We start from the raw sequence: 22,686 nt of genomic DNA, 5'->3' as shown, positions 1-22,686 counted from the left end.
ACCTCACCGAACCCCCGCCCACACCCCCCGCTCCGCCCCGTCCGCCGACTCCGTCGTCGGCCAGGTCGAGTCCAGCCGTTGCACCGTCGGGCGGTCAGGGGTGTAGCGGGGCCAGCCGGGGTTGCCGGTGGTGGTGAAGGCGACCCAGGCGGCGTGGGTGCGGCGGGCCAGCTCGCGGGGTTCGGCCGCGTCGGGGACGAGGCCGAGGGTGTGGAGGTCCACGCGGGACAGGTTGGCGAAGGCGAACGGGAGGTCCAGGCCGTGGCAGGCGCCGAGGAGGCCGTCGAAGGCGGGGGAGCGCCAGGTGAACTCGTACCGCCAGGTGCCGGCCGGGTGTGGGGCGTGGGCGTCGGCCAGGCGGGCGGTGGGGACGGCGAACAGGTAGTCGGTGCCGATGGCGGAAAGGAGTTCGGCGGGCGTCGTACCGCGCCCGGCGGCCTCGTACGCGGCGATGACGCGCGCCGGGTCCGGGTGCAGGCGGGAGGCGAGGAGCGGTAGCGACCGCGCGTCGACGGGTGGGGCGGCGCGTGTGAGCTGGAACAGGTTCAGTTTGTCGGCCGTGTTGCCGAGTAGCAGGGGGACGTCGGCCGCGGCGCCCGCGCGAACCGCGTCCTCCGGTTGGCCGCGTACCGAATCGCCGTCGATGACCAGGCCCAGCGGGGTCAGGCCCATCAGCGGGTCGGGTACGCCGGCGACGGTCAGGTTCGGCGGCTCGGCCAGGACGCGGGCCAGCGCGGTCACCAGGGCCCGGTCGGGGAGCGACGCGAACGCCTCGGCCGTCGGGGGCACGCCGAGGTGGGCGGCCAGGGCGCGGGTCGTCGCGCTCGCCTGGGCCGGGGTGAGGGACTGCGAGCCGCCGCCGCTGGCGCTGATCGCGCGCCGGAACAGGCCGCGCGGGGCCGAGGCCAGCAGCGCGCACACGCTCGCCGCGCCCGACGACTCGCCGAAGACGGTCACCCGGTCCGGGTCCCCGCCGAAGGCGGCCACGTTGTCGCGTACCCAGTGCAGGCCGGCGAGTTGGTCGAGCAGGCCGCGGTTGGCGGGCGCGTCCGGCAGGTGGGCGTAACCGGCGACGCCCACCCGGTAGTTGAGGCTGACCAGCACCACGCCGTCCAGGGCGAACGACGTCCCGTCGTACAGGTCGGCCGTGGCGCGCCCGCCGACGAACGCGCCGCCGTGCAGGTAGACCAGGACCGGCAGGCGCGCGCCGGGGCCGGGGGACGGCGACCAGACGTTGGCCGTCAGGTACTCGGCGCCGGGCAGCCAGCCCTCGCCCATCAGGTCCTGGAGCGGCGACCGGCCCGGCTCGCCCACCTGCGGGGCGCTCGGCCCGGGCTCGCGCGCGTCCCACTCGCCGCGCCAGGTGGGTGGCGCGGGCGGGGCGAACCGGGCCGCGCCGGTCGGCCCCGCCGCGTACGGAACGCCGGTGAAGACCGCCACCCCCTCCCGGACCCGGCCCCGGACGGCGCCCTGGGTGATGCGGACGATCGGTTCCACGGCGGCCATGACCTCTCCTCGGGACGGGGGAGCGCGGTGTGCGGAAAGTGGTGGCGAGTCCGTCCGGTCGAAGCTACGCCCATGTGGCGTGGCGTCAAGAAGTGGCGTGGTGGGTACGGGAGTTGGGATACGGGTGGGTCCGGGGGCGGGTCGCGAGGGGCTAGCGCTTCAGCAGGTCGCGCAGGGCCGCGCTGATCGTCTCCGGGTCCTCCTCGGCCATGAAGTGGCCGCAGGAGACGGTGGCGTGGTGCAGGTCGGGGGCCCAGGCGCGCCAGCGGGCCGCCGCGTCGAAGCCGAGGGCGGCGCCCCAGTCCTGCTGGAGGACGGTGACGGGCATGGCGAACTGGTGGCCGGCGACCCGGTCGGCCTCGTCGTGCTCGACGTCGATGCCGGCCGACGCGCGGTAGTCGGCCACGATGGAGGGCACGGCGGCGCGGCAGGCGTCCAGGTAGGTGGCGCGTACGTCGGCGGGGATGGCGCGCGGGTCGTTGGCCCAGGCGTCCAGGAACGAGCCGAAGAACGCGTCGGCGCTGGCGCTGATCATCCGCTCGGGCAGGCCGGGCGGCTGGGCCATCAGGTAGAGGTGGTAGCCGACGGCCGCGCTGGTGCCGTGCATGACGTCCCACATGTCCAGGGTGGGCAGCACGTCGAGGCAGGCCAGGTGGGTGACGGCGGACGGGTGGTCCAGGCCGGCGCGGAAGGCGACGAGCGCGCCCCGGTCGTGCCCGGCCAGCGCGAACCGCTCGTGCCCGAGCGCGCGAGCCAGGGCGACGACGTCCGCGGCCATGGTGCGCTTGGCGTACGTGAGCGGGTCGCCGCCCTCGGCCGGCTTGTCGCTGGCCCCGTAACCGCGCAGGTCGGGGCAGATCACGGTGTGGTCGGCGGCCAGGTCGGCGGCCACGTGCCGCCACATGAGGTGGGTCTGCGGGAAGCCGTGCAGCAGCACGATCGGGCTGCCGGAGCCGGCGACCGCCACGTTCAGCGAGACGCCGTCGGCGACGCGAACGCGCTGGTAGGCGAAGTGGGGGAGGCGGGTGAGAGGCATGGCGCACGTCCTGGGTCGGGGCGGGGGCCCGGGCGGGCGGTACGGGGCGGTCGGGCCGCCGCCGCGCGCCGCGGGCGGGTACGTTCCCAGCCTGCTGGGCGCGGATGAGCGATGGATGAGCGCGCTATACGGTGGCGAGGAGCCGGCTGGAGAGCGTGGCCGAGCAGGCGGCCGGCCGGTGCGCGCGGGGTCATGGTGCGCGGTGGCGGCGAGCGCGGACCCGGTACGCGACGGGCGGCGGGTGGCACGGAGAGGCTGGCGGTACGGAGAGGCGGTGCGGGTGCGGGCGGTGTTCGGGGTGCTGGGGCCGGTGTCGGCCTGGGACGACGCCGGGGAGCCGATCGCCCTGAAGGGCCCACGGCACCGCGCGGTGCTGGCCCGGTTGATCGTCGCCCGGCGCCGCGTCGTACCGGTCGGCCACCTCGTCGACGACCTGTGGGAGGAGCCGCCGGCGGGCGCCGTGAGCGCCGTACGCACCTTCGTCGCCGCCCTCCGGCGCGCGCTGGAGCCGGAGCGCCCACCGCGCGCGCCGGCTCGGCTGCTGGTCACCGAGGGCCCGGGGTACGCGTTGCGCGCCGAGCCGGACGCGGTGGACGCGTGGCGCTTCGAGCGGGCGGTGACGGCGGCGGCCACGCTGCCGCCGGCCGACGCGCTCGGACGGCTCGACGAGGCGCTCGGGTGGTGGCGCGGGCCCGGGTACGCCGAGTTCGCCGAGGCGCCGTGGGCCCGCGCCGAACGGGCCAGGCTGGCGGAGCTGCGGCTGCACGCCGTCGAGCGGCGGGCCGGGGCGCGACTGGCGCTCGGGCTGGCCGCGGAGGCGGTGCCGGACCTGGACGCGCACGTGACCGAGCACCCGTGGCGCGAGGACGCCTGGCGGCTGCTCGCCCTCGCGCTCTACCGCACGGGCCGGCAGGGCGACGCGCTCGCCGTGCTGCGCCGGGCCCGCGCGCTGCTGGTCGAGCAGCTCGGCGTGGACCCGGGCCCCGGCCTGCGCCAACTGGAGGCGGACGTGCTCGACCAGGCGGCCCACCTGGACGCCGACCACTCGGACGGTACCCACCTGGACGCCGCCGGCCCGGTCGCCGCCGGCCCGGACGCGGAGCGTCCGGCGGGCGCGGCCCCGGTCTCCGAGGCGAGGCCAGCCCCCGAGCCCGATCGCCCCGATCCCGACCCCGCCGGCGCCGCGGCCCGGGTGTGGGCGCGGGCCGCGGCCGACTACGACCGGGCCGTCTCCGCCGGGGCGCGCGCCCGGCTCGAATCGACGGTGGGCCTCCTCCGCAGCCTCGCGCTGACCGGGGGCGAGGGGCTGGAGGCGGCCCGCGCGCACCGGGTGGCGGCCGTCGCGGCGGCGGAGGAGCTGGGGGACCCGGAGCTGACCGCGCGGGTGATCGGCGCGTACGACGTGCCGGCGATCTGGACCCGCGCGGACGACCCGGAGCAGGCGGCGCGCATCGTCGCCGCGGCCGAACGCACCCTGGCCGCCCTCCCCGCCCCTGGCCACGCGGCGGCCCGGGCCCGCCTGCTGGCCACCATCGCCCTGGAGACCCGCGGCACCCGGTCTCCGACCGACGCGCCGGAGGCCGCCGACCTGGCCACCCTCGCGGCGGCGACCTCCCCCGGGTCCGGGCCCGGACCCGTTCCCGCGTCCGGGCCCGGGCCCGGACCCGCGTCGCCCGTACCCGCGTCGCGCGGACCCGCGTCGCCCGTACGCGCGCCCGCTGCCGCCGGCCCACAGAGCCCCGCCCCGCAAGCCGCAGCCTCGCCTGGCCCCGAGTCGCGGGCGTGGCGGGCCGCGCGGGAGGCGGAGGAGATCGCCCGCCGCCTGGACGACCCGGCGCTGCTCGCGTTCGCGCTGGGCGGCCGGTTCATGCAGTGCTTCGAGCGTGCGGGCCTGGCCCCGGAGCGGGACGCGATCGGTGCCGAACTCGTCGCCCTGTCCGCCCGGCACGGCCTGGTCGCCTACGAGGTGCTGGGCCACCTCGTCCGCGTCCAGGCCCGCTCCGCGCTCGCGGACTTCGCGACCGCCGACCGGCATGCCGCCGCCGTGGACGACCTGGCCGACCGGCACGAACTACCGCTGGTGGGCGTGTTCACGCAGTGGTACCGCGCGCTGCGCCTCGTGGCGACGGGCCACCCCACCGGGCCCGAAGCCGAGGCGGCCTACCGGGCCGCCGCCGCGCGCCTGGACGGCGCCGGCATGCCGGGCCTTGAGCGCGGGCTGCTGCCGCTGGCGCTGCTGTGCCTGCGGCTGACCCGTGAGGACCAGGGGGCCGCCCTGCCCGCTGACCCGGGCGCCGACCGGATCGCCGCCCGAAGCGCCGACTGGGGCCCCTACGCGCCGTGGGTCCGCCCCCTGTTCCTGCTCGCCGGCGGCCGGCGCGCGGAGGCGGCGACGGCGCTCCGCGCGGCCCCGCCACCGCCCCACGACCTGCTGTACGAGGTCCTGTGGTGCCTCATCGGCCGGGCCGCCGTCGGCGTCGGCGACCGGGCGGTCATCCGTCTCGCCCGGTCCCAACTGCTGCCGGCCAACGGGGAGTTGGCGGGCGCCGGCAGCGGGCTGCTCACCCTCGGACCGGTCGCCCGCCACCTCACCGCCCTGGACGCCGCCCTCGCGGAGCCTGAGAGCTCATGACGGAGCCGACGCCCCGCCCGTACCCGTTCCGTACGCGACCGTTCCCGACCGGTACGCGACCGTTCCCCCTGCGTACGAGACCGGCCCAGGCCGGTACGAGACGGCCCCCGACCCGTACGAGACGACCCCCGGCCCGGACACGTCGACCGCAGCCGCAGCCGCAGCCGGAACCGAAGCCGAAACCGGAGCCGAAGTCGTAACCGAAGCCGCAGCCCCGGGCTCAGCCGACGCCGTTGACAACGCCGTTGACGACGTCGTGGCGCGGCCGTGCAGGACGAGGGCCCAGGCCAGGACGGCGAAGGCGGCGATGTTGGCGACGGCGCGCACGGTGTTCCAGGTGACCCAGCGGGCCTCGAAGTCCCGGCGGGCGGCGGCCAGGTCGGCGATCCGCGCCGGATCGCCCGCCTTGGCCAACTGGTCGTTGAGGGGCACGTTCACGCCACTGGTGATCACGAACATGGCCAGGTAGAACACGAGTCCGGCGATGATCCACGGCAGCGCCGCGCGGTCGGCGCCCGAGCGCAGGCTCAGTGCCAGGGCGAGGGCCGTGAACGCGATGCCGCCCAGGAAGCAGAACATGAACCAGCCGTTGAGGATGGACGCGTTGATCTTCTGCATCGCCTCCACGAAGGTGCGGTCGCTCGACCCGCCGAGGCCGGGCATGACCGCGTACGAGAAGGCGGCGAACAGCCCGGCCATCAGGCCGGTGGTGAGGGTCGCCATGAGCAGCGCGACGGTGTGCAGGGTCTTGAGTTGCATCGCGGGTCACTCCCCGTCCCAGGCGCCCGAGGCCGCCGCGGCCCGGGCGAAGTCGGCGAAGTCGCGGGCGGGGCGGCCCAGGACGCGTCGCACGTCGTCGGTGACGCTGGCGTTGCGGCCGTCGAGGATCGTGCCGAAGAGGTAGCCCAGGAACGCGATCACGTCGGCCGGCACCTGCTCGGCCGCGAGCCCGGCCGCGAACTCCTCCGGGCTGATCCGCGCGTAGCGCACGGGGCGGCCGGTGGCCTCGGCGATGGTCGCCGTCGCCTCGGCGAAGGTGAGCAGGCGGGGCCCGGTCAGCTCGTAGACCCGGCCCGCGTGCCCGTCCTCGGTCAGCACCGCGGCGGCCACGTCGGCGATGTCGTCCGCGTCGAGGAACGGCTCACCCACCGGGCCCGCCGGCAGCGCCACCTCGCCGGCCAGCACCGGGCCGAGCAGGTAGCCCTCGCTGAAGTTCTGGCTGAACCAACTGCACCGCAACACCGTCCAGTCAGCCCCGGCACCGGCTCCCGCCCCCGATTCGGCCGCCGCCGCGAGCGCCCGCTCGCAGGCCAGGGCCTCGTCCTCGCCGCGCCCCGACAGCAGCACGAGCCGCCGCACGCCACGGGCCACCGCCAACTCCGCGAAGGCGCCCACCGCCTCGACCGCGCCCGGCACGGCCAGGTCGGGGTAGTACGAGACGTACGCCGCGTGCACGCCGTCCAGGGCCGGGCCCCAGGTCGCCGGCCGCTCCCAGTCGAAGGGCAGCCCGCCGGAGCGCGAGCCGATGCGTACCGGCAGGTCGCGCGCCGTCAGTCGGCTCACGAGCCGGCTGCCGGTCTTGCCGGTGCCGCCCAGGACGAGGGTCATGGGGTGGTGCTGCGTCATGGTGTGCTCCCCGTTGGTTGGTGCGTAGCCGCTGCCTGATCGCTTGATCGCTGCTTGGCCGCTGCCCTGGCTGCTGCCAGCCGCTGCCTGATCGCCGCTCGGCCGCTGTGACGACCGCTCGGCCGTCGCTCACTACTCTCGACCGGGGCGACAGCGGTAACAATGGCCGAATCCGCACGGTCCGTTAATCTGTGGGTTACGGATGAGGGGGCCGGGTGGAACACCGCGACATCGAGATCTTTCTGACGCTCGCCCAGGAACTGCACTTCGGCCGCACCGCCGAGCGGCTGCACGTGTCCCCGGCCCGGATCAGCCAGGCCGTCAAGAAGATGGAACGCCGCATCGGGGCCCGCCTGTTCGACCGCACGAGCCGCCTGGTCGCCCTGACGGCGATCGGCTGCCAACTGCGGGACGACCTGGCGCCGGCGTACGACCAGATCCAGGCGGCCGTCGCACGGGCGGTCGAGTCGGGCCGGGGCGGCGGCGGGGTACTGCGGGTGGGGTTCATCGGCGCCGGGGTCGGCATGTTCGTGTACGAGGTGGCGGAGACGTTCCGGGCCCGACACCCCGCCGGCGAGGTGCAGGCCCTGGAGCAGCGGTACGCCGACGCCTCGACCCTGCTCGCCGGCGGCGAGATCGACGTGCTGCTCTGCGTGGCGCCGGCGCTGAGCGCCGAGATGAGCGAGAGCCCGGTCCTCTTCCGCGAAGACCCCGTGCTCGCCGTCTCGGCCCGGCACCCCTTCGCCCGCCGCGCCACGGTCCGCCTCGACGACCTGGCCCGCACCCCGGTGCTCCGCCCCCGGCTGCTCGGGCCCGAGGTGGACGCGCTGGCCGTGCCCGCGACCACGCCGGCGGGCCACCTCATCGAACGCGGCCCGGACTTCGGCACCATCCAGGAGATGCTGGCCCTCGTCGGCGCGGGCCGTGGCGTCTACCCCGTACCCGCGCACGCGCAGCGCTTCGACTCCCGCCCCGACGTGGTGTACGTGCCGATCGAGGACGCGCCCCCCTTCGCCTGGCGCCTGCTGTGGCGCACCGCCGCGACGACACACCAACTCCGCGCCTTCGCCGAGGCGGCCCAGGACGTGGTGGCCCACCGGACCAACCCACTGCTGGAGCCGAGCCCGGTGGCGGGGGAGGGGGCGGGCGGGTAGCCCCGCTGCGACGTCCGTGCGCCCCGTCACGGCATGCCTTCACGGCGTGTCCACGAACCATCCACAGTGTGTGGCGGTCGTGTGGGGCATTCCGGGGCGCCTTCCGCCGTTCACGCGCCGGTTGAAGTTGTGACGGGAGTCATATCGGCATGTCGATATCGAGAGGCTGAATGCGGCCTTTGTTCCCCTTTGTTGTAGTGGATCAATAGCACTCCGTGTCTCTACGGTCACCCGCACCACCGCGATGGCTCGCATCGCGTGCGGCAGGGGAGGGGCTGAGGGGATGTCAGGTCGTGCGCGCCCGCGAAGATTCCGGGGTGCCGTCTTCACCGTGCTCGGGCTGGCGCTGACGGTCGGGTTGCTGCCGGCCACGGCGCCGGACGCGGTCGCCGAACCGGCGACCGCGGCGGCTTCCGGGGTGACTTCCGCGGCGGCTTCCAGGGCGGGGGAGGTGAGCGGTGCGGGCATGGCGCAGAAACGTTCCGCCGACACGTCCGCATCCGCGTCCCACGGCCCCGCCACCGCCACCGCCACCTCCGAGTCCGACGCCCTCGACCAGGCCCGGCGTACCGGCGCCGACGTCGAGGTGATCTCCCTGCGCACCGAGACCAGCGAGGTGTTCGCCACGCCCGGCGGCGAGTTGGAGGCCCGGGAGCACGTGCGCCCGGTGCGGGTGCGGGCGGACGGCGGCTGGAAGCCGGTGGACACCTCGCTGCGCCGCGCGGCCGACGGGGCGGTGGTACCTGGTGGTACGTCGGTGGGCCTGGAGTTCTCCGGCGGCGGCACGGCCCCGATGGCGCGGCTGCGCCGGGCCGGCCGGGAGCTGGCGCTGAGCTGGCCGACGCCGCTGCCCGCGCCCCGGCTCGACGGGGACTCCGCCGTCTACCCGGAGGTGCTGCCCGGCGTCGACCTGCGACTGACGGCGGAGGCCGACGGCTTCGCGCAGTTGCTCGTCGTGAAGTCGGCCGCGGCGGCGGCCAGCGAACAACTCGCCGAGCTGCGGCTGCGGGTCGCGGCACAGGGTGTGACCGTCCAGGAGGCGCCCGACGGCACTCTCGCGGCGGTGGACGACGGCGCCGGCAACGCGGTCTTCGAGGCCCCGCGCCCGGTGATGTGGGACTCCAGCGGCACGACGGCTCCGGCCGGCGCCGCAGGCGCCCGTACGGCGGGAGGCTCCGCCAGCGAGCCCGCCGCCAGCGCCGACAGCAAGCCCGCCCCCAGCGCCGGCTCCAAGCCTGCCGCCGCCCGCGCCGGTGACGCGGACGTCCCCGCTCCCGGCAGTGCCGGTGGTGGTCGGCCCGCGCCCGTCGGCGTGGAGGTCGGCGCGGGCGGCGGCGAACTCGTCCTCACCCCGGACGAGGCGTTGCTGACCGGCGAGGACACGGTCTACCCGGTCTTCATCGACCCGCAGTGGTACAGCCCCCGGGCCTCCTCCTGGACGGTGGCCTCGCGGTACTGGGCCGGCACCCCGCAGTGGAAGTTCAACGGCGACCCGGACGCCGGGCTCGGCTACTGCGGGTGGGCGTACTGCAAGCCGGAGGACACCAAGCGGCTCTTCTACCAGATCCCGACCTCGCGCTTCACCGGCCGCTCCATCCTGTCGGCCGAGTTCGTGGTGCGCGAGACGCACGCGGCCTCCTGCGACGCGCGCGAGGTGCAGTTGTGGCGCACGAAGCCCATCTCCTCGTCCACCACCTGGAACTCCCAGAACGCCGACGGCTTCTGGGCCGACCACCTGCGGAACAGGAGCTTCGCGTACGGCGCCGACGGGTGTGCCGCGGCGGACGCGGAGTTCGAGGTGGGCGGCGTCGTACGGCAGGCCGCCGAGCAGGGTTGGCCCTCGATCACCTTCGGCCTGCGGGCCTCCAACGAGAGTGACCGCTACGGCTGGAAGCGGTTCGCCGACAACGCGTACCTGCGGGTGAAGTACAACCGCCGGCCCACCCAACTGCGCACCGCCCAGCTCACCTCGGACCCGGGCGGCACGTGCCAGCCGGCGGACCGGGCGGTGCGCGTGCGGTCGCTGCCCACGGTGCGGGTGAACAACGTGGGCGACCCGGACGGGGACAACGTCAAGGTCCAGTTCCAGGCCACCTGGGACGCCGGGGACGGGCAGGGCTGGAAGCCGCGCTGGACCTCGACCACCACCACCAAGCGCTCGGGCTCCGACTTCTCCATGAAGCTGCCGTCCAGCCTGCCGAAGAACAAGCGGGTCGACTGGCACGCCCGCGTCTCGGACGGCGCGCAGTGGTCGCCGTGGAGCTACGACGGAGCGGCCCCCGGCTGCAACCTCGTGCTCGACACCAGCGTCCCGGCCGGCCCGTCGATCACCTCGGGCCAGTACGCGGCGTCCGACCCGGAGGACCCCGAGGACCCGTGGCGGGACGGGGTCGGCCGGTACGGGACCTTCACCATCGACGCGCCGTCCTCCGACGTCACGCGCTACTGGTTCGGCGTCAACGAGCAGCCCAGCGGCAAGCACGCCCTGAACACCTCGGGCGGCGGCGCGAAGACCATCCGCTTCATGCCGACCCGCCCCGGCGTCAACTTCGTCACCGCCCAGGCGTTCGACGCCGCGGGCAACGGCAGCGAGCCGCGCACGTATTCCTTCCGGGTGCGCGCTGGCCAGCCCGACCGCATGACCTGGGAGCTGAACGAGCCCGCGGGCGCCAGCGAGGTCAGCGGCGTCGGCGGCGCCTGGCCCGCCGACCTGGCCGGCGGGGCCCGGGCCGGTGGCGAGGGCACGCTCGGCGGCGGGCTGCACCTGGACGGCACCGACGACCACGCTGCGACGGCCTCGCCGGTCCTGGACACCGGCAAGAGCTTCACCGTCGCGACCTGGGCCAAGCTGCCCGCCGAGGGCGTGAGCGGGGCGCCGGTGGCCATCGCCCAGGCCGGCAACCACGCCAGCGGCTACGAGCTGTACTACTCCAGCGCCACCGGCGGCTGGGTCTTCCTGCGCCACACCGGCGACAGCGCGAGCGGCAACGGCACGGCCCGCGCGACCCAGCCGGCCTGCCCGACCGGCGACACCGCGTGCGCCACGGGCCGGCTCGGCACCTGGACGCACGTCGCCGGCGTCTTCGACCACCCGGCCGGCGTACTGCGCCTCTACGTCAACGGCGCGTTGGCGGGTTCGGCCGCCTACCGCGACCCGTGGGACGCCCGCGGCGCCACCTACCTCGGTGCGGCCTCGCACTACGGCCAGCGGGAGGGCCACTTCCGCGGGGCCCTGGACGAGGCTCACCTCTTCGACTACCAGCTCAGCGACGCGCAACTGCGCACGCTGGCCGACAGGAAGCCGGTGACCTCGGGCGGCCGGCCGGCCAAGGCCGTCTGGAACCTGGACGAGGAGGCCACGGCCACCGCCGTCGCGGGGCGCGGCCAGCGCGTCACCGGCACCCCGCACGGCGGCCCGACCCTGGGCGCGCCCGGCGTGGCCGGCGGCGCCCTGTCCCTGGACGGCGTGGACGACCACGTACGCACCGGCCAACCCGTGCTCGACACCCACCAGAGCTTCACCGCCTCGCTGTGGGCCAGGCTGCCCAAGGACCGGGGCGAGCGGTCCATGGTCGCCCTCAGCCAGGCCGGCAACACCCTGCGCGGCTTCGAGCTCTACCACTCGCCCACCCTCGGCTGGGTCTTCCTGCGCGCCGGCGCCGACGACCCGAACGCCCCGGTGATCCGCGCCGCCCAGCGCCCGTGCCCCGAGGCCAACCCGGCCTGCGCGGGCGCCGGCCTCGGCGAGTGGGCGCACGTGGTCGCCGTCTACGACCACGACGCCGGGCAGATGAGGCTGTACGTCAACGGCGCGCTGGGGGCCACCGAGGCGTTCACCACGCCGTGGCTCGCGCGCGGCCACGTCACCCTCGGGGCAGCGGAGTACGCCGACGGCTTCGGCGGCTTCTTCCGGGGTGACCTGGACGAGGCGCGCCTGTACGACCGGGTGATCTCCGAGGACGAGGTGCGGCAACTCTTCCGCCAGCGCCCGCTGGTGAAGGGTCGCTGGAAGCTGGAGTCGGCGACCGGCACGCCGGCCACCTCGCCCGACGACTCCGCCGCCCGCCGCCCGCTCACGCTCGCCTCCGGGGCCCGCGTTGGCCCCGGCTGGGTGGACGGCGGGGCCCTGGTCCTGGACGGCAAGGACGACCACGCCACGACCACGGGTTCGCCGATCGACACGGGCGCCAGCTTCACCGTCGCCGGCTGGGCGCAGGCAGCGGCCCTCCCCGACGGGCCGGTGACCGTCCTCGGCATCGAGGGCGAGCGGCGCAGCGCGGTCACGGTCGGCTGGGTGCCAGGCCCCAGCGCCGACTCGCCGGGCCGCTGGCGGGTGACACTGCCGGCCACCGACGCCGACGGGGCGAGCGTGACCACCGTGGAGAGCCGCTCCTTCGCCGACGCCCGCGACTGGAACCACCTGGCGGTCGTCTACGACGGCTTCGCCGACCAGGTGCGGCTCTACGTCAACGGACAACTGGAGACCCTGGTCTGCCCGGACGGTGACGACGACGGCACCGCCGACCAGGCGGGCTGCGTCAACCACGTCTCCTGGTCCGACAACGCGCTGGCCTTCAACGGCACCCGGGCCCTCCAGGTCGGCCGGGCCAAGACCGCCGGGACCTTCGGCGGCTACTGGCCGGGCGTGGTGGACGACGTGTGGGCCTTCCAGGGAGCGCTGAGCGAGGAGCAGGTGGCCGAGTTGGCCACGGGACGGCACGACCTGAAGACCGAGGTCCCGCAGGGCTGACGCCCGGGCCGCCGCCGGCACCAGGCGCGGTGGCGGCCCGCCCCCTTCCCCCACCCCGATGACCGGCCCGCCGCGGCGGGCCGCACCGTCGCGTCGCGGCGCGAGCCGTGACCGTACCCAACACAGCGGGAGAGAGATGAACGACAGACCCACGGCCACCCGACACCGACGGGTGGGCCGCCGAAGAATCGGCGTCCTCGTCTCGGTGGCGTTACTCGCCGGACTCGTCCAGGCCACCGGCGAGACCGGGGCCCGCGCGGCCGACGACGGCAGCGGCCGTCCTGACCTGCCGCGCTCGGAGAGGCCGGTGGCCGGCGCCGACGCCGGCAAGGCGAAGCCACGGCCGGCCAACGCCGGCCCGCGCACGCCGAGCCGCGCGCCCCGGGCCGCCTGGCCGCAGGCCGGCAGCGCCACGGTGCGGCTGCCCGCGTCCGACGGGCGCCGGACGGCGGCCAAGGCCGCACCACCCACCCCGACCCGGGCCGGCACCCTGCCGGTCTTCCTCACGCCGGCAGCGCGGACGGCGGCGCCGGCAGCTCAGCAGCGCACGCCTGCCACGGACGCCACCCCCGCCACCGACGTCACCGTGCGCGTCGAGCCGCGCGCGAAGGCCGAAGAGGCCGGCGTGTCGGGCGTGTTGCTGTCCCTGTCCGCGCGGCAGGCGGGCGCCTCCGGCGTCGAGCTGGACTACGCCGCCTTCGCCGAGGCGTACGGCGGCGGCTACCTCTCCCGTCTCACCCTCGTCCAGCTCCCCGGCTGCGCGCTGACCACCCCCGACGACGCGAAGTGCCGCACCGCCACGCCCGTGCCGACCGTCAACGACACCGAGCACCGGCGCCTGAAGGCCGCGTCGGTGCCGCTGCGCGCCGGGACGCCTACCGTGCTGGCCGCCGTCGCCGGCGACGAGGGCAAGACCGGCGACTACAAGGCGAGCACCCTCGCCCCGTCCGCGTCCTGGCAGACCGCCCTGAACACCGGCGACTTCGGCTGGTCCTACCCCATGGAGGCGCCGGACGTCCCCGGCGACCTGGCCCCCGACCTGAGCCTGGCGTACTCCTCGGGCGCCCTGGACGGCCGGACCAGTTCCACCAACAACCAGGCGTCCTGGGTCGGCGACGGCTTCGACCTCTCGCCCGGATTCATCGAGCGCCGCTACAAGCCCTGCTACGACGACGGCGTCAAGCACGCGGACGGACGCGAGCCCGGCGACCTGTGCTGGGGGTACGACAACGCGTACCTGACCATGAACGGCAAGGGTGGCGAACTCGTCCCCACCGGCAAGGACGAGTGGAAGCTCCGCAAGGACGACGGCACCCGGGTCACCCGCCTGACCAGCGGCGACCGTGCCAACGGCGACAACGACAACGAGTACTGGCGGCTCACCGACACCGACGGCACCCAGTACTTCTTCGGCTACCACCGGCTGCCCGGCTGGGCCAGCGGCAAGGAGACCACCGACTCCACGTGGACCGTCCCGGTCTACGGCGACGACGCGAACGAGCCCTGCCACAAGGACGCCTTCGCCGACTCCTGGTGCCAGCAGGGTTGGCGCTGGAACCTGGACTACGTCGTCGACGCGCAGGGCAACGCGATGGCGTACTACTACGACAAGGAGACCAACTCCTACGGTCGTAACCTCAAGGACACCGACGACACCCCGTACACCCGCGGCGGCTACCTGGACCGCATCGAGTACGGGCTGAAGTCCACCGACCTGTACGCCGAGAAGGCGCTGGCCCGGGTGGACTTCGCCCAGGCCGAGCGGTGCCTGCCCGAGACCGGGGTGACCTGCGCGCCGGAGACCATCGACGACAAGAAGTTCTACTGGTACGACACACCCTGGGACCTCAACTGCAAGGCCGGCACCACCTGCGACAAGGGCCGCCTCTCGCCCAGCTTCTTCACCCGCAAGCGGCTGGTGGAGGTCACCACCGAACTCCTCAAGGGCACCGCGTACGCCAAGGTCGACTCCTGGGCGCTGAGCCACCGCTGGGGCGAGGCCGACGTGGACCGGCAGCTCCTGCTCGACAGCGTCCAGCACACCGGGCACGCCGCCGCGACGCCCATCACGCTGCCGAAGACGACGTTCACGTACACCCAGTTGGAGAACCGGCTCGACAAGATCGGTGACGGGTACGCCCCGTTCGTCAAGGCCCGTTTGTCGAGCGTCGCCGACGAGTACGGCGGCCAGGTGGACGTCGGCTACTCCGCCCCCGCCTGCTCGCACGCCGGCCTGCCCACCCCGCAGACCAACACCACCCGCTGCTTCCCGCAGTTCATGGGCGGCTCCAACACCGACGACCCCGAGCGGCACTGGTTCAACAAGTACGTCGTGACGTCCACGACCGGCACCGACCGCACCGGCGGCGCCCCCGACCAGGTCACCCGGTACACCTACCTGGGCGACGCTGCCTGGCACTTCGATGACGACGACGGCATGACCAAGGAGAAGCACCGCACCTGGTCCCAGTGGCGCGGCTACGGCCACGTGCGGGTGAACACCGGCGGCCAGGGTGAGAACGGCATGAAGACGCAGGAGGAGCACTACTTCCTGCGCGGCATGGACGGCGACCGCGCGGCCCCGTCCGGCGGCACCAAGGACGTCAGCGTCACCCTCGGCGCCGGCGAGGGCGCCACCATCCCCGACCACGCGTCGACCGCCGGCTTCGGCTACAAGACCGTCACCTTCTCCGGGCCGGGCGGCAAGGTGCTGGCCAAGACCGTCAACCGGCCCTGGCACCACCAGACCGCCCAACGCGTCCGCGACTGGGGCACGGTCACCTCCGACCTGACCGGCACCGGCCACAGCAAGCAGTGGACCTCGCTGGACGACGGCGCCGGCCAGAAGTGGCGCACCACCGAGACGACCACCACGTACGACACGGTCGCCGGCCGGATCACCCGGGTGGACGACGCCGGCGACACCGCCACCACCAGCGACGACCAGTGCACCCGCACTACCTACGCCGTCAACACCACGGCCAACATCCTCACCCTGCCCGCCCGCGAGGAGACGGTGGCCGTCGCCTGCGGCGAGACCCCCGACCGGGCCAAGGACGTCATCTCCGACGTCCGCACCGCCTACGACGGCGGCACCTACGGCGACGCACCCACCAAGGGCGACGCCACCACCACCGCCACCCTCAAGACCCACGACGGCACCAAGGCCACCTACCTGGAGAGCGGCCGGACCGTCGACGGCTACGGACGCGTGCTGACCGAGACCGACCTGACCGCGACCGTCACCGCCACCGGCGACGCGACCCCGGTGCGCCAGGCGCGCACCGACGGGCGGACCACCACCACCGCGTACGCCCCCGCCACCGGCCACCCCACCAAGATCACCGAAACGTCACCGCCCGCCACCCCGGGCGACGCGGCCACCGCCCAGACCACCAACACCGACCTCGACGTCCTGACCGGCCAACCCACCACGATCACCGACACCAACGGCAACCACACCAAATACGTGTACGACGCCCTCGGCCGCACCACCAGGATCTGGCTCGCCGACCGCGCCTCCTCGAACGCGACGCCGGCCAACTACGAGTTCACCTACACCGTCGCCGAGGGCAAGGCCGTCGCGATCGGCACCAAGACGCTGGAGAACAGCGGCGGCCAGCGCACCTCGTACCAGATCCTGGACGGCCTGCTGCGCGAGCGGCAGGTGCAGGAGCCAGGCCCCGGTGGCGGCCGGGTGCTCTCCGACGTCTTCTACGACGACCGCGGCCTGCCCGCCAAGAAGTTCGCCCCCTACTACGCCGAGGGCGCGCCGCGCACCGCCCTGTTCGCGATGAACGACGCCCTGTCGGTGGAGACCCAGACCTGGCACACCCACGACGGGCTCGGCCGCGAGACCGAGGTCCGCGAGGTCGCCGGCAACGGTGACGGCGGCAAGGTGCTCAGCACCACCCGCACCCTCTACGGAGGCGACCGAACCACGGTCATTCCACCCACCGGCGGCACCGCCACCACCAGCATCGTCGACGGCCGCGACCAGACCATCGAACTGCGCCAGCACCACGCGCGCTCGGCTGACGCCGCCTTCGACACCACCCGCTACGCGTATACCCCCGCCGGTCAACTCGCGAAGGTCACCGACCCGGCCGGCAACTCGTGGGGCTACGCGTACGACCAGCAGGGCCGGCAGATCCGCGCCGACGACCCGGACAAGGGCACCACCCACAGCCGCTACGACGACCGCGGCCAACTCACCTCCACCACCGACGCCCGCGACACCACCCTGGTCCACGTCTACGACGGCCTCGGCCGCAAGACCGAACTCCGCGAGTCCACGCCCACCGGCACGCTGCGCGCCAAGTGGGTCTACGACACGGTCACCGGCGGCAAGGGCCAACTCGCCGAGTCCACCCGCTACGTGAACGGCAACGCCTACACCTCGAAGGTCACCTACTACGACCGGCTCTACCGCGCGCTCAAGAGCGAGGTCGTGATCCCCGAGGCCGAGGGCGCGCTGGCGGGCACCTACCACTCACAGCAGGCGTTCCACCTGTCCGGTCTGCTACGCAACATGGGCTTCGGGGGCGCCGGTTCGCTTCCCGGTGGCGGCCTGTCCTACACCTACGAGACGGGTACGCAGCGGCAGATCCTCGCCCACGGCAGCGGTGCGCGGGCCGCCCTCACCTACACCCTGACGGGCAAGCCGCAGCAGTACGCCTTCGGCCTGACCGACGGCGAGCGCAAGACGTGGACCACCCAGTCCTACGAGTGGGGCACCCAACGGCTGGCCACCAGCCGGGTGGACCGCGAGAACGTCCCCGGCGTCGACCGCCACACCACCTACCACTACGACCCGGCCGGCAACGTCACCTCGTTGGCCGACGTGTCCCGCGACGGCACCGACAACCAGTGCTTCACCTACGACTACCTGCGCCGCCTCACCCAGGCATGGACCCAACCCACCGCCACCTGCGCGCAGGCGCCGTCGGGCGAGGTGATCGGCGGACCCGCCCCGTACTGGCAGTCCTACAGCTACGACAAGGTCGGCAACCGGCTCACCGAGACCGAACACGACCTGACCGGCGCCACCGCCAAGAACACCACCCGCACCTACACCTACCCGACCCCCGGCCAGCCCCGCCCGCACGCGCTGACCTCGGTCGCCACCAAGGGCCCGACGGGCACCGCGCTGGACACCTACGACTACGACGCGGCCGGCAACACCCGCGCCCGCACGCTCGCCGGTGACACCCAGAACCTGACCTGGGACGCCGAGGGCCACCTGGCCGAGGTCACCGAACCCGTCGGTGACCTCGGCAAGCGCACCACGTCCTACCTCTACGACGCCGACGGCAACCGCCTCATCGGCCGCACCGACACCGAGACCACGCTCTACCTGGGCCACTCCGAGGTCACCCTGGCCAGGGGCGCCGACAAGGCCAAGGCCACCCGCTACCTGGACCTCGGCGGCGGCCACCAGGCCGTCATCCAGGACGACGGCAGCATCACCTACACCGTGGCGGACCACCACGGCACCGGCGAACTCGCCGTCAAGGCCGCGGACGTCACCCTCACCCAACGCCGCAACCTCCCCTTCGGCGCCCCCCGTGGCACCGACCCGACCACCTGGCCGGGCAGCAAGGGCTTCGTGGGCGGCACCCGCGACACCACCACCGGCCTCACCCACCTCGGCGCCCGCGAGTACGACCCGAAGCTGGGCCGCTTCATCAGCGTCGACCCGATCATGGACCTCACCGACGCCCAGCAGATGCACGGGTATTCGTACGGGAACAACAACCCGCTGCTGTACAGCGACCCGAGTGGCAAACTCTTCGGCTTCGGCGGCCCCGTGAACATCCAGCGCCCCAAGGGCGGCGGCTATGGCTCCGGCGCGGCGGGCGGCCGATTGACCGGCGGTGGCGGCTACGGCTCCGGTGCGGCGGGCGGCCGGGTATCTGGTAGCGGCAGCTACAGCGGCTTCGCGGGGCGGCCGGTGAGGAAGTACCGGCCGGCGAGGAGCCAGAGTTCCGGGTATCGCACTGTCGGCTACCAGCGGGCCACGAGAAGCGGCGCGCGTGTTCCCAGGTTGGGCTGGGGGCCGGTCGATGACTGGGCGGAGAAGGGTTACGAGTTAGGCAAGAAGGCCGTCGAGTTCGGCAAAGAGATGATCCAGGAGGACGTCCAGCAGCTCTCGGACTGCTCGGGCGACATTCTGCAGCTGGAATGCGTCGTCCTGCTCGCCGGGGCGCTGCCGGTGGGCAAGCTCGGCAGCGTAGCGATCAAGGGAGTGGCCAAGGCCAAGCGCGCCCGCCAGGCCAAGAGGGTCCATGAGAAGCCGGAGTGCCACAGCTTCATCCCCTCCACCGCGGTCCTGCTGGCGGACGGCAGCACGCGTCCCATCAAGGACGTGAAGACCGGCGACAAGGTCCTGGTCACCGACCCGGAAACGGGCGAGACCGCACCTCGCGAGGTGGTCGGCACGATCGTCACGGAGGACGACAAGGAGTTCGTTGACCTGAAGGTGGCGGGGTCGGAGGGCGAGAAGGATTCCCTGATCGCCACGGTCACGCACCCCTTCTGGGTGGAGGACACCGACTCCTGGGTGGACGCGGGCGACCTCAAGGCCGGCATGAGCCTGCGTACGCCAGACGGCACCACGGTGAAGGTGGCCGCGACCCGTCATTTCAGCGAGCTTCAGCGCACGCATGATCTGACGGTTTCGGGGGTGCATACGTATTATGTGGTGGCTGGTGGGGCGCCGGTTTTGGTGCACAACTCGAACTGTCCCGATGGAAAACTTTCGGACCCTCTGCCTAGGGGGATGAATAACAAGATCGCCTCAGCCTACGATGACGTGAAGGCAGGGCGGATCCGTTCGCACGACACCTACGCGGGACGTGAACACCCGTGGTGGGCAGGCTCCAAGGAGTACCGCGTAGAAGGAAGGCCGGATACCGACAGAATCCTGGAAAAGGAGCTACCGAACGGCGCCAAGGTGTACGGCTGGACGTCCACGCATTATACGAAGATTCAACGCTTCGGCGCCCCCCATTTCCCTGACTCGGGGTGGAGTAAGTAGATCTATCGGTTGACTGGTGCAGTGACTTGATTGTCGCTGCACCAGTTCTAGTTTAAGGTTGAAGCATGAGTGAAAGATTGCCTGTGGTGGACAAGGTGGACCTGCCCCTGTATGTGGTCTGTGAGGAGGTAGGGGGAGTGCTTATTGCAGCTGAAGAAGTCGAGGGCTTTTTTGTCGACGCGGCAGATAAGCCGTCGGAAGTGACCTTCGTGGGAGTTCATGAGGTGGCTAGAAGTAGGCGGAAGGTCGAAGATGCAGTGATGACAGTCGTGAATCGTCAGCGGGAGAAGATTGGTGAGTATTTCATTGGCCGCGTTGTGCTCGGCGATGCGTATGTCGAGCAGTCAGGCGGAAAAGCGAATAGAGTTACATGTCGTTTCTTCGGCGATCGATGCGACTATCCTGAAGCTAAAAAAATCTGGCTGCGTTGGGCAACAGGTGGTGCCCATGAGAAAGGTGAATGGATTCGGTGGCCGGTGAACTACCAGGGCGCATGGCTGCATGTTGTTCAGAATTCTTGGTTCGCTACGAACCATAGGGCTGCGCGCTATGGGGTCGAGGGGAATGTCTATTTGGATGGCGCGCAGATGATGACGAGGCCAGGTTTCTACTGTGCACTGGGTGAGGCAGTCAACGGCCCGGGTGGATACTTCGGTTCAAATCTCGACGCCGTCGCAGACTGCATTTCGTCACCTTTCGGCGAAGGGCCTCCGGAGAGGATTATTTGGCAGAATTTCAGGACATCTCAAGAGATGCTTGGTCATGCCTTTCTGGATTCAGTGGTGAAGCTGATGCGCGAATTTCGAATCGATCTCGCTATTTGCTGACTTCAATGACGCGGGAATCCTGTCTCGTGCCAGGAAGCCGTACGCGTCCAGGTCCCAGACCACCCGCCCGTCGGCGGCCCGGACGAGGTTCTCGTCGGCGGTGCCCATGAAGCCGCGTCGGGCGTCGTGGAGGTCGCGCGTGTCGTCGAAGGGGAAGCGCCGCCGGATCGCCTCGTTGGCCGCGACGACCGCCGGCTCCGCGGGCTTGCCACCCCTGTTCTCCGGCATTGGCTCTCCCTGGCAGGCGGTGGGCGGTGGGTGGTGGGGGCGGGTGGTGGTCGGAGGGCCGTCCGTACGACGGCACCCGTGGCCCACCGCCACCCTCGCCCGGCAGCCGGGGCCGGACCACCGGGTGTACGCCGTCGGGGGGAGCGCGGTGTTCGGGTCGTACGCCGGTGGCAGGGGCGCTCGCGCCGCTGATGTGGGCGTCGACGTGGAGGTGGGCATGGGCGTGGACGTGGCGGGCGGCTGCTTGGCGTACGCGTCCGGGTCCGGCTCGTCGCCCGAGCCCGGCCCTCGCCCGGGCCCGGCCCCTCGCCCGATTCCAACCCCTTCGGGCCCCCGCCCCGCTCCCCGGCAGGGCCGCGCTCAGCCCCGCAGTACCCGCCGTCCCGTTCGCCACGCCCACCACAGGCCCGCCGCCTCCGCGCCCCACAGCCACAGCAGGGCCAGCGCGAAAGCGAGCGGGGTGAACCCGCTGGCCCGGGCCGTGGCGACCAGGACCGGGGTGGTGGCGCCCAGTAGCACCAGCGGGCCGCGGAGGTACCAGGCCACCGCCTGCGGGCCGCCCGTGTTGCCCATCGGGGTCTCGACGCCGATCAGCACGTACGGCGGTACGGGCCCGCGATACGCGCTGACCAGCGCCGCCGCCACGTACGCCGGTGCCGCCGCGACCAGCAGCGCGAGGCCGGGCTGCCACCGGCCGGCCAGCGCACAGAGCAGGGCGCCCGAGCCCGTGCCGGTCAGCAGCGCGGCGCCCGGCACGCACGCGTGCCACAGGGCGAGGGCGCCCGCCGTGGTGGGCAGCGGCGCGGCGGATGTCGTCGGCCTCGACGCGCGCGGGTTCGGCGAGTTGGGCCGCGGCCAGGTAGCCCGCGACGGCAGCGCCCGCGACGGCGACCAGTTGCGCGGCGCCGCGCGCCGTGGGGGCGTACGCCGTGAGCGCCACGGCGACCGTCGTCCACAGGGCGGCCCAGGCCAGGTGGGCGGGGGAGCGGAGCAGGCCGGTCGCGTCGCGCCAGGGGATGAGCAGCCAGCGGTGGCGGGGCGGGGGCAGGCGCAGCCGGGGGCGGGCGCCGGGCGTTTCGAGGGTGCGGACGGCGCCACGGGCCTGGCGCAGGTCGAGGGCGAACAGCGCCGCCGTGACCTGGGCGGCGACCGTCGCCCGCCGGCGCAGTGCGGCCAGCGGTATCAGGGGAGCCGCCCGGCGCGCGGCCCACACCGCGAGCGCCGCGCACCCGGTCGCCAGCGCCGCCGCCACGCGCCAGCCGGGGGCCGGCCCGTCCACGGCCGCGACCAGCGGTTGCGCCGCCCAGCCCCAGGGGCCCGACCACAGGCACACCGCGCCGAGCCAGGACGGCACGCCGCAGGCCGCGCCCAGCGCTCCGCCGGCGCACAGCGCGGCGATCGCGGCGCGCGTGGCGCGCAGCACGCCGGGCCCGCGCCGGAGCAGCGACGGCTCGTGGCGCTCGACGGCGACGCCGAGCGCGCCGCCGACCAGCGCCGTGCACAGGCCGGCCCAGCCGCCGGCCGCGGTGGCGCCGGCCCACGGCCCGCCCCGTAGGGCGGAGAGCAGGAAGCCGGCCACGCCACCCGCGACCGCGCCGCCCGCCGCGGCGAGGCCGAGCGCGGCCAGCAGGCGCGGCAGCACCACCGGCGCCCGCGCCAGCGGGGCCGACAACAGCCAGGTCAGCGCGGGGCGTTCGACGGTCACCGGGCCCCGCCAGGTCGCGCCGTAGCCGATCAGCAGCAGGGCCAGGAGCAGCGCCGCCGGCGCGAGCAGGGGTAGGGCGTCCATGACGCGCGCGCCGAGTGCGCCGCCTCGCCCGCCGTCGCCGCCCGCCCGGGAGGCCGCCAGCAGGAGCGGCAGCCCCCACGCGCCCCCGATGAGGGCGCA

General features: G+C 73.7%; 12 protein-coding genes. 6 read left to right on the top strand and 6 right to left on the bottom strand.

What is annotated here, in order from left to right; translation table 11 throughout:
* Positions 1-3: 3 nt before the first annotated feature.
* Together AC3CHW_RS14070 and AC3CHW_RS14065 are read right to left on the bottom strand one after the other, a co-directional pair.
* Complete coding sequence (locus tag AC3CHW_RS14070) at positions 4-1,506, bottom strand: carboxylesterase/lipase family protein (protein WP_488470655.1); 1,503 nt, start codon at positions 1,504-1,506, stop codon at positions 4-6.
* A 151-nt stretch (positions 1,507-1,657) separates the two neighbouring features.
* Entirely contained in the window at positions 1,658-2,542 is an 885-nt protein-coding gene (locus AC3CHW_RS14065) for an alpha/beta fold hydrolase (RefSeq protein WP_488470654.1), read from the bottom strand.
* Between the two features lie 280 nt (positions 2,543-2,822).
* Between AC3CHW_RS14065 and AC3CHW_RS14060 the strand changes: the two genes are divergently transcribed.
* Positions 2,823-5,174 (top strand): AfsR/SARP family transcriptional regulator, encoded by a 2,352-nt coding sequence (locus AC3CHW_RS14060; protein WP_488471048.1) that lies wholly within the window; start codon positions 2,823-2,825, stop codon positions 5,172-5,174.
* Here the strand turns inward: AC3CHW_RS14060 and AC3CHW_RS14055 are convergent.
* Together AC3CHW_RS14055 and AC3CHW_RS14050 are read right to left on the bottom strand one after the other, a co-directional pair.
* Positions 5,169-5,933: an anthrone oxygenase family protein gene (locus tag AC3CHW_RS14055; protein ID WP_488470653.1), complete on the bottom strand. Its 765-nt coding sequence runs from the start codon at positions 5,931-5,933 to the stop codon at positions 5,169-5,171. The two genes, AC3CHW_RS14060 and AC3CHW_RS14055, sit on opposite strands and share 6 nt — an antisense overlap.
* A gap of 6 nt (positions 5,934-5,939) precedes the next feature.
* Positions 5,940-6,800: a Rossmann-fold NAD(P)-binding domain-containing protein gene (locus tag AC3CHW_RS14050; protein ID WP_488470652.1), complete on the bottom strand. Its 861-nt coding sequence runs from the start codon at positions 6,798-6,800 to the stop codon at positions 5,940-5,942.
* Between the two features lie 215 nt (positions 6,801-7,015).
* Between AC3CHW_RS14050 and AC3CHW_RS14045 the strand changes: the two genes are divergently transcribed.
* The 4 genes from AC3CHW_RS14045 to AC3CHW_RS14030 all read left to right on the top strand — a co-directional run bounded on the left by AC3CHW_RS14045 (position 7,016) and on the right by AC3CHW_RS14030 (position 20,570).
* Positions 7,016-7,954: a LysR family transcriptional regulator gene (locus AC3CHW_RS14045; RefSeq protein WP_488470651.1), complete on the top strand. Its 939-nt coding sequence runs from the start codon at positions 7,016-7,018 to the stop codon at positions 7,952-7,954.
* A gap of 283 nt (positions 7,955-8,237) precedes the next feature.
* The gene (locus AC3CHW_RS14040; protein WP_488470650.1) at positions 8,238-12,704 is read left to right on the top strand and encodes a LamG domain-containing protein; all 4,467 of its coding nucleotides are present in this window, start codon (positions 8,238-8,240) and stop codon (positions 12,702-12,704) included.
* A gap of 136 nt (positions 12,705-12,840) precedes the next feature.
* Positions 12,841-19,743, top strand: coding sequence for a polymorphic toxin-type HINT domain-containing protein (locus tag AC3CHW_RS14035; RefSeq protein ID WP_488470649.1), 6,903 nt, complete (start codon positions 12,841-12,843; stop codon positions 19,741-19,743).
* A gap of 65 nt (positions 19,744-19,808) precedes the next feature.
* Complete coding sequence (locus AC3CHW_RS14030; RefSeq protein ID WP_488470648.1) at positions 19,809-20,570, top strand: barstar family protein; 762 nt, start codon at positions 19,809-19,811, stop codon at positions 20,568-20,570.
* Here AC3CHW_RS14030 and AC3CHW_RS14025 read toward each other — a convergent pair.
* The gene (locus AC3CHW_RS14025) at positions 20,520-20,798 is read right to left on the bottom strand and encodes a hypothetical protein (protein ID WP_488470647.1); all 279 of its coding nucleotides are present in this window, start codon (positions 20,796-20,798) and stop codon (positions 20,520-20,522) included. The two genes, AC3CHW_RS14030 and AC3CHW_RS14025, sit on opposite strands and share 51 nt — an antisense overlap.
* Positions 20,799-21,158: 360 nt before the next feature.
* Positions 21,159-21,554: a hypothetical protein gene (locus tag AC3CHW_RS14020; RefSeq protein WP_488470646.1), complete on the bottom strand. Its 396-nt coding sequence runs from the start codon at positions 21,552-21,554 to the stop codon at positions 21,159-21,161.
* 377 nt (positions 21,555-21,931) lie between these two features.
* On the opposite strand from AC3CHW_RS14020, the gene AC3CHW_RS14015 reads away from it, so the two are divergent.
* Positions 21,932-22,528, top strand: a complete 597-nt coding sequence (locus AC3CHW_RS14015; protein ID WP_488470645.1) for a hypothetical protein — start codon at positions 21,932-21,934, stop codon at positions 22,526-22,528.
* Positions 22,529-22,686 lie beyond the last annotated feature (158 nt).

The sequence above is a fragment of the Streptomyces sp. MGP-BFMKR1 genome (genome assembly GCF_057766585.1).
This window is presented reverse-complemented; position numbering and strand designations above follow the sequence as displayed.